This window comes from Aestuariimicrobium sp. T2.26MG-19.2B (assembly GCF_950101875.1).
GTDB classification, from domain to species: domain Bacteria; phylum Actinomycetota; class Actinomycetes; order Propionibacteriales; family Propionibacteriaceae; genus Aestuariimicrobium; species Aestuariimicrobium kwangyangense.
In genome coordinates, this window is record NZ_CATNLW010000001.1 from 1,723,775 (window position 1) to 1,736,644 (window position 12,870).

Below are 12,870 nucleotides of genomic sequence, written 5' to 3' on the forward strand. Positions count from 1 at the left end.
GGGGGGCTGTCCCTCCGGCCTTCGACAGCTCGCAACGAGCGGAGCGAGTGGTGCGCGAGGTGTCCGGGGGGTGCAGGGGGGCTGTCCCTCCCTGCCAGAGATGAAAGGTGTTGACCGGTGAGCGGTCACGAGTTCCAGTCCCACTTCGAGACGTCGGGTTCCATCGACATGGACGACACCTCGACCAACATCGACCAGTCGACCCTCGACGAGCTGGCCCAGATCGCGGCCCGCTATCCCCAGAAGCGGTCGGCCCTGCTGCCGATGCTGCACCTGGTGCAGTCGGTCGACGGACGGATCAGCCCCGCCGGGTTGACCGCCTGCGCCGAGATCCTCGAGATCAGCGAGGCGCAGGTCTCGGGAGTGGCCACCTTCTACACCATGTACAAGCGGCGTCCCGCCGGTGAGCACCACGTCGGTGTCTGCACCACGGCCCTGTGCGCGGTGATGGGCGGCGACCTGCTGCTGGAGCGGGCCGAGCAGAAGCTCGGCATCAAGGAGAACCAGACCACCCCCGACGGCAAGATCTCGCTCGAGCGCATCGAGTGCAATGCCGCCTGCGACTTCGCCCCGGTGATGATGGTCAACTGGGAGTTCATGGACAACATGACCCCGGCCAAGACCGACGACCTGCTCGACAAGCTGGCCGCAGGCGACGAGGTGCACTCCACCCGCGGCGCCCGGATCACCTCATGGCGGCAGGCCGAGCGTGTGCTCGCCGGTTTCCCCGACGGTCTGGCCGACGAGGGCCCGACGGCCGCCGGCGCCTCACTGGCCGGTCTCGAGATCGCCAACGAGCGCGGCTGGCACGCACCCGATCCCAACAACCTGCCGGAACCCGCGCAGTCGGAAGGGGAGAAGAAGTGAGCATCGACACGCTGACCCCGGTCCTCACCTCCAACTGGGGCGACGAGCGCGCCTGGAAGCTGACCAACTACGAACGCCGCGGCGGGTACAAGGCCCTGCGCAAGGCGTTGGGCATGCAGCCGAGCGAGATCATCTCCCAGGTCAAGGACGCCAACCTCCGCGGACGCGGAGGCGCCGGCTTCCCCACCGGCATGAAGTGGAGCTTCCTGCCCAAGGACAACCCGAACCCGGTCTACCTGGTCGTGAACGCGGACGAGTCCGAGCCGGGCACCTGCAAGGACATCCCGCTGATGATGGCCTCGCCCCACACCCTGGTGGAGGGGGTGCTGATCTCGGCCTACGCCTGCAACTCCCACCACGCGTTCATCTACTGCCGCGGCGAGGTGCTGCACGTCATCCGTCGTCTGCAGCAGGCCGTCCGTGAGGCCTACTCCGCCGGCTATGCGGGCAGGAACGTGCTGGGTTCCGGCTATGACGTCGAGGTGACGGTCCACGCCGGCGCCGGCGCCTACATCTGCGGTGAGGAGACGGCTCTGCTCGACTCCCTCGAGGGACGCCGTGGCCAGCCCCGGCTTCGTCCGCCGTTCCCCGCCGTCGCGGGTCTGTACGCCTCGCCGACCGTGATCAACAATGTCGAGTCGATCGCCTCGGTGCCCGGCATCATCGGCAACGGTGCGGCCTGGTTCCAGGCGATGGGCACCGAGAAGTCGAAGGGCCACGGGATCTTCTCCCTGTCGGGCCACGTGCGTACCCCCGGCCAGTTCGAGGCCCCCCTGGGCATCACCCTGCGGGAACTGATCGACCTGGGTGGTGGCATGCGTGAGGGCCATGAGCTGAAGTTCTTCACCCCGGGCGGCTCGTCCACCCCCATCCTGACCGCCGAGCACCTCGACACACCGCTCGACTTCGAGGGCATGGCGGCGGCGGGATCGATGCTCGGCACCCGGGCCCTGCAGATCTTCGACGAGACCACCTCGGTGGTGCGCACGACGCTGCGTTGGGTCGAGTTCTACAAGCACGAGTCCTGTGGCAAGTGCACCCCCTGCCGTGAGGGCACGTGGTGGCTGGTGCAGACCCTGCGGAACCTCGAGGCCGGTCACGGTTCCGAGGGTGACGTCGAGAAGTTGCTCGACGTCTGCGACAACATCGGTGGCCGCTCGTTCTGCGCCCTCGCGGATGGTGCCGTCGCTGCCGTGACCAGCGCCATCAAGTACTTCCGCAGCGAGTTCGAGGCCGGCTACACCACGCCCGCGCGCGAACTGTTCCCCTACGAGAAGTCCGCGCTGTTCGGCTCCGCGGAGGATGACTCCCGGACCATCACGACCACCTCCGACACCGCGGGAGTGCACGCATGAGCGTAGACACGAAGAACGACACCGGCGCCAAGGTCGAGACCAAGCCCGAGGAAGTCACCCTCACCATCGACGGCATCGAGGTCAGCGTGCCCAAGGGCACCCTGGTCATCCGGGCCGCCGAGAAGATCGGTGTGGCCATCCCCAGGTTCTGCGACCACCCCCTGCTCGACCCGGTGGGTGCCTGCCGCCAGTGCATGGTCGAGATCCCCGACATGGGCAACGGACGAGGCATGCCCAAGCCGCAGGCCTCGTGCACGCTCGAGGCGATGCCCGGCATGAAGGTCTCGACCCAGGTCAGTTCGCCGGTGGCCGAGAAGGCCCAGGCGGGCATGCTCGAGTTCCTGCTGATCAACCATCCCCTCGACTGCCCCATCTGCGACAAGGGCGGCGAGTGCCCCCTGCAGAACCAGTCGTTGGCCAATGGCTACGGCGAGTCCCGCTACGAAGGTCTCAAGCGCACCTTCCCGAAGCCCGTCAACATCTCCGCAGAGGTGCTCCTCGACCGCGAGCGCTGCGTGCTCTGCGCGCGTTGCACGCGCTTCTCGGAGCAGATCTCGGGCGACCCGTTCATCGCACTGGTGGAGCGCGGCGCGTTGCAGCAGGTGGGCATCTACGAGGACAAGCCCTACGACTCGTACTTCTCGGGCAATGTCATCCAGATCTGTCCCGTGGGTGCACTCACCAGCGTGGCCTACCGCTTCCAGTCGCGCCCGTTCGACCTGGTCAGCACCGCGACCACGTGCGAGCACTGCGCCTCCGGCTGCCAGCTGCGCAGCGACCACCGTCACTTCCAGGTGAAGCGCCGGCTCGCGGGCAACACTCCCGAGGTCAACGAGGAGTGGAACTGCGACAAGGGTCGCTTCGGTTTCATGAGTGGACGAGGCGCTGACCGCCTCACCACGCCGCTCGTCCGCCGCAACGGGGTGCTCGAGCCCGCCGGTTGGCACGAGGCCATCGACGCCGCGGTCGCCGGACTGAGGGCCGCCGATGGTCGGGTGGGGGTGCTCCCCGGAGGTCGCCTGACCACCGAGGCGGCCTACGGCTACTCCCGCTTCGCCCGGGCCGTGCTGGGCACCAACAACATCGACTTCCGCTCCCGCCCCTATGGGGCCAGTGAGGCCGACTTCCTGGCCGCCCACGTGGCCGGTCGCACTCTTTCGGACTCGGTGACCTACGCCGACCTCGAGACGGCCAACACCGTCGTGCTGGTCGACTTCGAACCCGAGGACGAGTCTCCGATCGTCTTCCTGCGACTGCGCAAGGCCGTCCGCAAGAGGAAGCTGAAGGTCGTCACCATCGCACCGTTCCGCAGCCGCGGGTCGGCCAAGCTCGACGCGACCCTGGTCGCCACCGCCCCAGGGCTGCAGGCCCAGGCGGTCGCCGGACTGCAGGGCCTCGACTCCGGTTCGGTGATCCTGGTGGGGGAGCGGGCGGCCCTGTCGTCCGGAACCCTCGCCGCGGTGGCCGAACTCGCCGCCACGTCCGGGGCCAGGCTTGCCTGGATCCCGCGCCGCGCCGGGGACATGGGCGCGGTCGAGGCGGGCTGTCTGCCCAACCTGCTGCCGGGTGGACGCGGGGTCGGCGACGCGTCGGCACGGGTCGACGTCGCAGCCGCCTGGGGTGTCCAGTCCCTGCCCGAGGAGGTCGGGCTCGATGCCTCGGCCATGCTCGCGGCAGCCGGTGAGGGACGACTGGGCGCGCTGGTCACCGCGGGTATCGAACCCCGCGACTTCAGCGATCCTGGCGTGATGGTCGAGGCGCTCGAGAAGGTTGACTTCCTCGTCTCGATCGAGACCCGCCTCTCCGAGGTCGCGGAACACGCAGACGTCGTCTTCCCGGTCGCCCTGATCGAGGAGCACGCCGGTTCGTTCCTGAACTGGGAGCACCGCTCGGGACGGGTGAACACCGTGATCCGTCAGTCGACGGCCCCCATGACCGACCTGAGGGTGCTGGCCGCGCTGGCCGACGCCATGGGTGCCGACCTCGGCTTCCGCGGCGCCAAGGGTGCCGCCGAGTCGCTGGCCGACCTCGGGGTCTGGGAGGGCGCTCGTCCGCGCTTCACCCACGAGCCCCACGTCGAGCGGCCCGCGAGCGAGGGTCTCACCCTCGCCACCTGGCGCCAGCTGCTGGACGACTCCGCCGGTGTCGACCACGAACCCGACCTGCAGGCGACCGCACCGGTGGCCGTCGCCAAGCTGTCCGTCAAGACCGCTGCCGACCTGGGGATCGCCCACGGCGAGACTCTCACGGTCAGCGGCCCCTCGGGAGCCCTCAGCCTCCCGACCGAGATCGTCGCCGACATGGTCGACCAGGTGGTCTGGGTGCCCGCCAACTCCGGCACCCCCGTGACCGCCTTGGGCGTCCTGGCCGGTGACCGGGTGACCGTGACCAAGGGAGCAGCGGCATGAACATCCTGGAGAACCAGATCTTCGGGGCCGATCCGTGGTGGATCGTGCTCATCAAGGTCGTGATGATCTTCGTCCTGCTGTTGGTGTGGACGATCTTCAACGTCTGGTACGAGCGACGCGTGGTTGCCAAGATGCAGCACCGCCTCGGCCCGATCATGAACGGACCCTTCGGTCTGGGGCAGGCGCTCGCCGACGGCGCGAAGCTGATCCTCAAGGAGGACTTCCGTCCGACCAAGACCGACCGGTGGATCTTCAACCTGGCCCCGCTGCTCACGGGCACGGCCGCCTTCACGGCATGGGCCGTGATCCCCTTCGGCGGTGAGGTGCGGATGTTCGGGCACACCACCCGACTGCAGCTCACCGACCTGCCGGTGGCAGTTCTGTTCGTGCTCGCCATCGCCTCGATCGGCATCTACGGCATCGTGCTGGCCGGCTGGGCGTCGAACTCGACCTACTCGCTGCTGGGTTCGATCCGCTCGACCGCGCAGATGATCTCCTACGAGGTCGCCATGGGCCTGGCCTTGGTCGCGGTCTTCATGTTCTCGTCGTCGATGTCGACCTCACAGATCGTCGAGGCGCAGGCGCTGCCGATCCGGCTGGGTGACTTCAACACCGGCATCCCCGGCTGGTACGCCCTGCTGCTGTTCCCGAGCTTCATCATCTACGCCATCTCGATGGTGGGCGAGACAAACCGGGCGCCGTTCGACCTCCCCGAGTGTGAGTCCGAACTGGTCTCCGGTTACCTCACCGAGTACTCGGGCTTCCGCTACGCCATGTACTTCCTGGCGGAGTACATCAACATGGCCACCGTCTCGGCTGTCGCCACCACCTTGTTCCTGGGTGGCTACCGCGCCCCCTGGCCGTTCAACCAGATCGCCTTCCTCGACTCGGGCTGGTTCGGCGTCCTCTGGTTCGTGATCAAGGTGCAGTTGCTGATCACGGTCTTCGTGTGGCTGCGAGGCACCCTGCCCCGCTTCCGCTACGACCAGTTCATGCACCTCGGGTGGAAGTGGCTCATCCCGATCTCGCTGGTGTGGATCGTCGCGATCTCGCTGTTGCGCGCCGGCCAGAACGAGGGTTGGTTCCAGGGACCGGTCTTCTTCGTGGTGCTCGGGGTGATCATCGTCGGGTTGTTGGCGTTCATCCTGTTCGGCGGCCGCAAGGACGACGAACCCGAGGGTGTCAGTGAGGTCAGCGAGGGTGACTTCGACGCCTTCGCCGGCGGCTACCCGGTGCCTCCGATGCCCGGGCAGAAGCTGCCCGAACTGGTGAGTGTGGTCCCCTCGACCCTCGCCTACCCCGATGACAACCCGGCGGACGAACGAGCCGCCACCACGAATGGAGCTGATTCCTGATGGGTGTGCTCGATGCATGGGCGGGCTTCGGCATCACGTTCAAGACGATGTTCCGCAAGACCTTCACCCAGGACTACCCGCACAAGGATTCCGAGAAGGTCACGATGCCCCGCTTCCATGGGCGTCACCAGCTGAACCGCTGGCCAGATGGCCTCGAGAAGTGCGTCGGGTGCGAGTTGTGCGCCTGGGCCTGCCCCGCGGACGCCATCTACGTCGAGGGTGCCGACAACACCGACGAGGAACGCTTCTCGCCCGGTGAGCGCTACGGCCGCGTCTACCAGATCAACTACCTGCGCTGCATCCTGTGCGGGCTGTGCATCGAGGCGTGCCCCACCCGGGCCCTGACGATGACCAACGAGTTCAAGCTGGCAGACTTCACCCGCGCCGACCTCATCTACGAGAAGCAGGAGCTGCTGGCGCCGCTGCTGTCGGGCATGGAGGAACCCCCCCACGCCCGCCGCCTCGGCGACGACGAGGAGGCCTACTTCCTCGGGCTTCCCGCCACCGGTCAGCCCGACACCCGCACCGCCTCCTACTCCCAGGAAGCCAGCCGTCCCGGACAGGCCACGGCGGCACCAGCCATGAACACCCCGAGCTCCCGGACTGCGGCCCGGACGACGACGACAGAGGGGACGAAGCGATGATCGCCCTCGTGACGGCCGCCCAGGTGGCCTTCTGGGCACTGGCCCCGCTGATGGTGCTGTGCGCCATCGGCATGGTGGTGAGCCGCAAGCCCGTGCACTCGGCGGTCTTCCTCGCCGGGATGATGGTGATGCTGGCCGTGCAGTACGCCGCGCTCGACGCACCCTTCCTGTTCGTGGTGCAGATCATCGTCTACACCGGCGCCATCATGATGCTGTTCCTGTTCGTGATGATGCTGGTGGGCGTGGACTCGTCCGACTCGGTGGTCGAGACCATCAAGGGCCACCGGCTCGCCTCGGTGCTGGCCGTGCTCGGCTTCGCCGGGCTGCTGCTGTTCGGCATCGGCAACGCCATCAAGGGTCCGGCCGCCGGGCTCGAGCAGGCGAACGCCGCGGGCGGTGGCAACGTGCCCAGCGTCGCGGAGTTGATCTTCGTCCGCTACGTGTTCGTGTTCGAGGCCACCTCGGCCCTGCTGATCACCGCCGCCGTCGGCGCCATGGTGTTGGCCCACGGCGAGCAGGTGTTCCCCAAGATCGGCCAGAAGCTGACAGCGGCTCGCAAGATGCGTGCCTACGCCGAGACCGGGCAGCACATCGGTCCTCGTCCGAACTCGGGTGTCTTCGCCCGCCACAACGCCATCCATGTGCCGGCGCTGCTCCCCGACGGCTCGGTCGCCGAGAGTTCGCTCTCGCAGACCCTGTCGAGCCGCGGCGCCTACATCGATGCCGGTGAGCTGCGTGCGCCCACCGACGCCGCCTTCGCCGAGATCAGCAAGGTCACCGACAACGCTGGAGAACTGGAATGAACCCCAACTACTACCTGGTGCTGTCGGCCATCCTGTTCTGCATCGGCGTGCTCGGCTTCCTGCTGCGTCGCAACGCGATCGTGGCCTTCATGAGCATCGAGATGATGCTCAACGCCTCGAACCTGGCCATGGTCAACTTCGCCCACGTGCACGGCGGACTCGACGGACAGATCGCGGCCTTCTTCGTGATGATCGTCGCCGCGGCAGAAGTCGTGGTGGGTCTGGCCATCATCGTGACCATCTACAAGACGCGCCGGTCGGCCTCGGTCGACGACGCGAACCTGCTGAAGTTCTGAGGGGTAGGACGTGACTCTTCTCGAAACGGGAGCCGCTCCCGTGGCGGCAAGCGGGCTGTTCAGCCTCGCCTGGCTGATGATCGCGATTCCGCTGGTCGTCGCCGGGTTCCTGCTGGTGGCCGGCAGACTCACCGACGCGTGGGGCCACCTGCTGGCCACGCTGGCGGTGATCGCATCGTTCCTGATCGGCCTCGTGCTGTTCATCGACCTGCTCGGACGGGACGCCTCGCAGCGCTCGGTCTCGAACTCGCTCTACGAGCTGTTCTCGGTGGGGCGGTGGAAGTTCGACGTCGCCCTGCAGATCGACCAGTTGTCGATCCTGTTCGTGCTGCTGATCACCGGTGTCGGGTCGCTGATCCACGTCTACTCGATCGGCTACATGGCCCACGACGAGCGCCGCCGCCGCTTCTTCGCCTACCTCAACCTGTTCATCGCCGCCATGCTGACGCTGGTGCTGGCCGACAACTACCTGCTGCTGTTCTTCGGCTGGGAGGGCGTGGGTCTGGCCTCGTACCTGCTGATCGGCTTCTGGCAGCACCGCAACTCGGCCGCCGTCGCAGCCAAGAAGGCCTTCGTGGTGAACCGTGTCGGTGACCTGGGCATGACGATGGGCATCTTCGCCCTGCTGGCCCAGCTCGGCACCGTCAACTTCACCCAGGTCAACGAGCGGGCCGCCGGGCTCAGCCCCTTCTGGGCGACCGTGATCGGCTTCCTGTTCCTGCTGGGGGCCTGCGGCAAGTCGGCGCAGGTGCCGCTGCAGTCCTGGCTGCTCGACGCCATGGAGGGCCCGACCCCCGTGTCGGCACTGATCCACGCCGCCACCATGGTCACCGCGGGTGTCTACCTGGTCGTCCGCTCCCACGCGCTCTACGCCCAGACCGAGGCAGCCTCGCTCGCCGTCGCCATCGTCGGCACCGTGACCCTGCTGGTCGGTGCCTGGATCGGTACCAGCAAGGACGACATCAAGAAGGTGCTGGCCGGCTCGACCATGAGCCAGATCGGGTACATGATGCTGGCCGCCGGGCTTGGACCGATCGGTGCAGCCTTCGCGATCTTCCACCTGATCACCCACGGCTTCTTCAAGGCCAACATGTTCCTCGGGGCCGGCTCGGTGATGCACGGCATGGACGACGACGTCGACATGCGCCACTACGGCGCCCTCGCCAAGGCCATGCCGATCACCTTCATCACCTTCGCGATGGGCTACCTGGCCATCATCGGGTTCCCGTTCACCTCGGGCTTCTACTCCAAGGACCACATCATCGAGGCTGCGTTCGAGAAGAACACGGTGCTCGGAGTGCTGGCCCTGCTGGGCGCCGGTGTGACCGCGTACTACATGACGCGACTGATGATGATGACCTACTTCTCGCAGAAGCGCTGGCGCCAGGGCGTGCACCCGCACGAGTCCCCGCTGGTGATGACCATCCCGCTGATGGTGCTGGCTGTGTTCAGCGTGATCGGTGGCGCCTTGATGCTGGGTTGGATCACGGGCTGGTTGGCTCCCGCCACGGGCGGCGAGGAGGAGCACCTCAGCCTCGTCCACTTCTCCGGCATCGGACTGCTGACCATGGCCGTCGTGGCCGTCGGGGTCGTGATCGGCTGGTGGCTGCACCGCCGCGACGTTCCCGACACGGCACCCGCCACCCGCAACCCGCTCGTCATCGCCGGTCGTCGTGACCTCTATGGCGACGCCCTCAACGAAGCACTGCTGATGCGCCCCGGCCAGCACCTGGTCGCCGGGCTCGACAGCTTCGACCGCGGTGTCGTCGACGGCGCCGTGATGGGCTCCGCCGGGGTGTTCGGCGGCCTGTCGAGCGCCGTGCGTCGCCTGCAGAACGGTTTCGTCCGCTCCTACGGGCTGACCATGGTCGTCGGCGTGGTGCTGGTCGGTGTCGTCTTGATCCTCGGCCAGCTGGCCTGAAGACAGGAGTTGGAATGAATCTCCCCGTGCTCAGCCTGCTGGGCCTGCTGCCGCTGGTCGGTGCGCTCGTCACCTTCGTGCTGAGGGGACACCTCGCCAAGCTGGTCGGTTTCGCCTTCTCGCTGGCGACCCTGGTGCTCGGCGTGGTGGTCTACATCGTCTCGCGTGGCACCGACCTGTCCGAGGACGTCGTCTGGATGAGGACGATCGGTGCCCACTGGGCGCTCAGTTCCGGTGGTCTGGCCATGGTGATGGTGCTGCTCACCGTGATCGTGGTGCCGATCGTGCTGCTCGCCGAGTGGAAGGTGGGTGACTCCACCGACAGCGGACGATCCTCGACCGGACTGTTCTTCGCACTCGCGTTGATGCTCGAGAGCTTCGCGCTGCTGTGCTTCATGGCCAGCGACGTTCTGCTGTTCTACATCTTCTTCGAGGCCACCCTGATCCCGATGTACTTCCTGATCGGCGGCTGGGGCGGACCCCGTCGCGGGCCGGCCGCGATGAAGTTCCTGCTGTACTCGCTGGCCGGCGGTCTGGTGATGCTCTTCGGCGTCATCGGTGCCGGAGCCCAGGGTGCCTCGGCCGGCAAGGCCAGCTTCCTGATCAGCGACCTGGCTGCCGCCGGGATCGACACGGGCACGATGGGACGGCTGATGTTCCTCGCCTTCTTCATCGCGTTCGCGATCAAGGCCCCCATGGTGCCGGTGCACACGTGGCTGCCGGACACCGCCGAACAGGCGACCGCCGGATCGTCCACCCTGCTGGTCGGCATCCTCGACAAGATCGGCACCTTCGGGATGATCCGCCTCTGCCTCGAGATCTTCCCCGACTCGTCGAAGTGGGCCACTCCCGTCGTGCTGGTGCTGGCCCTGGTCTCGATCATCTACGGCGCGCTGATGGCGATCACCGCCCGCGACCTACTGCGGTTGATCAGCTACACCTCGATCAGCCACTTCGGGTTCATGGTGCTCGGCATCTTCGCCTTCACCTCGACCTCGATCCAGGGATCGATCTTCTACATGCTCAACCACGGCTTCTCGACCGCCGCGATGTTCCTCGTGATCGGCTTCCTGGTGAAGCGTCGTGGGTCGGCGCTGGTCGCCGACTTCGGGGGCGTGCAGAAGGTGGCACCGGTGTTGGCCGGTACCTTCCTGGTGGCCGGCCTGTCGGCCCTGTCGCTGCCCGGAACGTCGAGCTTCCTGGGCGAGTTCATGGTGCTGGCCGGCTCGTGGTCGCGGCACCCCGTGTACGCCGCCATCGCCTGCATCGGCGTGGTGCTGTCGGCGCTGTACGTGCTGCTCGCCTACCAGCGGACGATGACCGGCCCCGTCACCGACCAGGTGGCCACCCATGTCACCACTGACCTCAACCTGCGCGAGAAGGCCGTGATGGCCCCTCTGATCGCACTGCTGCTGGTGTTCGGATTCTTCCCGAAGCCGATCATCTCCGGCCTTGACCAAGCTGTGAAGGACACCATGTCTGCCGTCAAGATGACTGACCCGGCCCCGGCCGTCGAGGGAGGCAAGTGATGTTGCAGACTCTGGCTCCCCTTCAGGGACTGCTCCCCTTCGAGGGCGCCATCACGCCCCCGAAGCTGGACTACACGGCTCTGGCCCCGCTGATCGTCGTCTTCGTGGCGGCATGTCTCGGGGTCGTGGTCGAGGGCGTGCTGCGTCGCCGCATCCGCGACGAGGCCCAGCTGATCGTGGCCGGGCTGGGACTGATCGGTGCGCTGGTCTTCACGGTGCAGGGCTGGACGACCGGCAAGCAGGGCATTCACGCCATGGGGTCGGTCGCCATCGACGGGCCCTCCTACTTCGTGTGGGGCCTGCTGCTGGTGGTGGGCCTGCTGGTGGTGCTGATGATGAGCGAGCGCACCCTCAACGGTGGTGCGATGGGCTTCGCCCCGATGGCCGCCGCCGTTCCGGGGTCGCCGATCGAGAGGCGCGCCATCGAACTGAAGGTCGAGCACACCGAGATCTACCCGCTGACGATGTTCGCCATCTTCGGCATGATGCTGTTCGCCTCGTCGAACGACCTGATCACGATGTTCGTGGCGCTCGAGGTCTTCTCGCTGCCCCTCTACCTGCTGAGCGGGCTGGCGCGTCGCCGCCGGCTGCTGAGCCAGGAAGCGGCCCTGAAGTACTTCCTGCTCGGGTCCCTGTCGTCCGCCTTCTTCCTCTACGGAACGGCTCTGCTCTACGGCTTCGCCGGGGGCTTCGAACTGCGCACCATCGACGCCGCTGTCGGCGCCAAGGGGCCCAGCTCGCTGCTGCTGCTGGCGGGGCTCGGGCTGGTGGCCGTCGGGCTGTTGTTCAAGGTCGGTGTCGTCCCGTTCCACTCCTGGACGCCCGATGTCTACACCGGCGCCCCGACCCCGATCACGGGGTTCATGGCGATCGCCACCAAGGCGGCCGCAGTGGTGGCGCTGCTGCGCATCCTCTACGTCGGTCTGGGTGCCATGAGGTGGGAGTGGGCCCCGCTGCTCGCCGCCCTCTCGGTGCTCACCATGCTGGTCGGCTCGGTGATCGCACTGACCCAGTCCGACATGAAGCGGCTGCTGGCGTACTCCTCGATCGCCCACGCCGGCTTCCTGTTGGTGCCGATGGCTGCAGCGGTGACGGTGCAGACCGCCACCAGTGGCGCGCTGACCAGCTCGGTGGGGTCGATCCTGTTCTACCTGTCGGCCTACGGCTTCGCCACGCTCGGCGCGTTCGCGCTGATCACGATGGTGCGCAAGGCCGGCGGCGAGTCGACCTCGCTGGCCTCGTGGGCCGGTGTCGGACGACGCCACCCCGTCTTCGGCGCCTGCATGGTGCTGTTCCTGTTGTCGTTCGCCGGCATCCCGTTGACCGGTGGCTTCATGGGCAAGCTGATGATCTTCCTCGCCGGTTGGTCGGGCGGCTACGCCTGGCTGGTGCTGGTGGCGGTGCTGATGAGCCTCGTCGCGGCCTTCTTCTACCTCAAGGTCGTGGTGGTGATGTTCTTCCGCGAGCCCGGTGAGGCCGCCGAGGGCGTCACCGTCGAGAAGGCGTCGTGGTTGACCTGGGTCGCCGTGGTCGTCGGGGTGATCGGCACCCTGCTGCTGGGGCTCTGGAGCGGTCCGCTGGCCGACCTGGCTGCCCGGATGTCGGTGTTCCTGCGGTGACCCGGGGTCGGTGAGACCTGACAGGTCCCCGGAATCGTGACAGCGCCCCCGCCTCTGTGGCGGGGGCGCTGTT

The 12,870-nt window shown here is 67.2% G+C and carries 10 protein-coding genes; all 10 read left to right on the forward strand.

The genetic code is table 11. From position 1 onward, the window contains the following. Positions 1–168 precede the first annotated feature (168 nt). From nuoE to nuoN, 10 genes are read left to right on the forward strand one after another with little or no spacing between them, the layout of a single operon-like run. The gene (gene nuoE / locus QQZ11_RS07690; protein WP_446698841.1) at positions 169–867 is read left to right on the forward strand and encodes an NADH-quinone oxidoreductase subunit NuoE; all 699 of its coding nucleotides are present in this window, start codon (positions 169–171) and stop codon (positions 865–867) included. After that, positions 864–2,222 (forward strand): NADH-quinone oxidoreductase subunit NuoF, encoded by a 1,359-nt coding sequence (gene nuoF, locus QQZ11_RS07695; protein WP_284549681.1) that lies wholly within the window; start codon positions 864–866, stop codon positions 2,220–2,222. The genes nuoE and nuoF overlap by 4 nt, the downstream gene beginning before the upstream one ends. Continuing rightward, entirely contained in the window at positions 2,219–4,630 is a 2,412-nt protein-coding gene (locus QQZ11_RS07700; RefSeq protein WP_284549683.1) for an NADH-quinone oxidoreductase subunit G, read from the forward strand. The genes nuoF and QQZ11_RS07700 overlap by 4 nt, the downstream gene beginning before the upstream one ends. Further along, a complete protein-coding gene (gene nuoH / locus QQZ11_RS07705; protein ID WP_284549685.1) occupies positions 4,627–5,985 on the forward strand; it encodes an NADH-quinone oxidoreductase subunit NuoH in 1,359 nt (452 codons plus the stop codon). The genes QQZ11_RS07700 and nuoH overlap by 4 nt, the downstream gene beginning before the upstream one ends. Then, positions 5,985–6,629, forward strand: a complete 645-nt coding sequence (gene nuoI / locus QQZ11_RS07710) for an NADH-quinone oxidoreductase subunit NuoI (protein WP_284549687.1) — start codon at positions 5,985–5,987, stop codon at positions 6,627–6,629. The genes nuoH and nuoI overlap by 1 nt, the downstream gene beginning before the upstream one ends. Next, the gene (locus QQZ11_RS07715; protein ID WP_022910980.1) at positions 6,626–7,432 is read left to right on the forward strand and encodes an NADH-quinone oxidoreductase subunit J; all 807 of its coding nucleotides are present in this window, start codon (positions 6,626–6,628) and stop codon (positions 7,430–7,432) included. Before nuoI ends, QQZ11_RS07715 begins: the two co-directional genes overlap by 4 nt. Beyond that, positions 7,429–7,728 (forward strand): NADH-quinone oxidoreductase subunit NuoK, encoded by a 300-nt coding sequence (gene nuoK / locus QQZ11_RS07720; protein ID WP_022910979.1) that lies wholly within the window; start codon positions 7,429–7,431, stop codon positions 7,726–7,728. Before QQZ11_RS07715 ends, nuoK begins: the two co-directional genes overlap by 4 nt. Positions 7,729–7,738: 10 nt before the next feature. Next, positions 7,739–9,649, forward strand: coding sequence for an NADH-quinone oxidoreductase subunit L (gene nuoL, locus QQZ11_RS07725; protein WP_284549689.1), 1,911 nt, complete (start codon positions 7,739–7,741; stop codon positions 9,647–9,649). Between the two features lie 14 nt (positions 9,650–9,663). After that, complete coding sequence (locus QQZ11_RS07730) at positions 9,664–11,178, forward strand: NADH-quinone oxidoreductase subunit M (protein ID WP_284549690.1); 1,515 nt, start codon at positions 9,664–9,666, stop codon at positions 11,176–11,178. Beyond that, on the forward strand, positions 11,178–12,797 hold the full coding sequence (nuoN, locus tag QQZ11_RS07735) for an NADH-quinone oxidoreductase subunit NuoN (protein ID WP_022910976.1): 1,620 nt from the start codon (positions 11,178–11,180) through the stop codon (positions 12,795–12,797). The genes QQZ11_RS07730 and nuoN overlap by 1 nt, the downstream gene beginning before the upstream one ends. Positions 12,798–12,870: the final 73 nt, after the last annotated feature.

What these genes read in the sequence shown, in the direction of transcription:
- nuoE (WP_446698841.1), top strand. Translation starts at nt 169, where the DNA reads ATGGACGACACCTCGACCAACATCGACCAGTCGACCCTCGACGAGCTG.
- QQZ11_RS07700 (WP_284549683.1), top strand. Translation starts at nt 2,219, where the DNA reads ATGAGCGTAGACACGAAGAACGACACCGGCGCCAAGGTCGAGACCAAG.
- nuoH (WP_284549685.1), top strand. Translation starts at nt 4,627, where the DNA reads ATGAACATCCTGGAGAACCAGATCTTCGGGGCCGATCCGTGGTGGATC.
- nuoI (WP_284549687.1), top strand. Translation starts at nt 5,985, where the DNA reads ATGGGTGTGCTCGATGCATGGGCGGGCTTCGGCATCACGTTCAAGACG.
- QQZ11_RS07715 (WP_022910980.1), top strand. Translation starts at nt 6,626, where the DNA reads ATGATCGCCCTCGTGACGGCCGCCCAGGTGGCCTTCTGGGCACTGGCC.
- nuoK (WP_022910979.1), top strand. Translation starts at nt 7,429, where the DNA reads ATGAACCCCAACTACTACCTGGTGCTGTCGGCCATCCTGTTCTGCATC.
- QQZ11_RS07730 (WP_284549690.1), top strand. Translation starts at nt 9,664, where the DNA reads ATGAATCTCCCCGTGCTCAGCCTGCTGGGCCTGCTGCCGCTGGTCGGT.
- nuoN (WP_022910976.1), top strand. Translation starts at nt 11,178, where the DNA reads ATGTTGCAGACTCTGGCTCCCCTTCAGGGACTGCTCCCCTTCGAGGGC.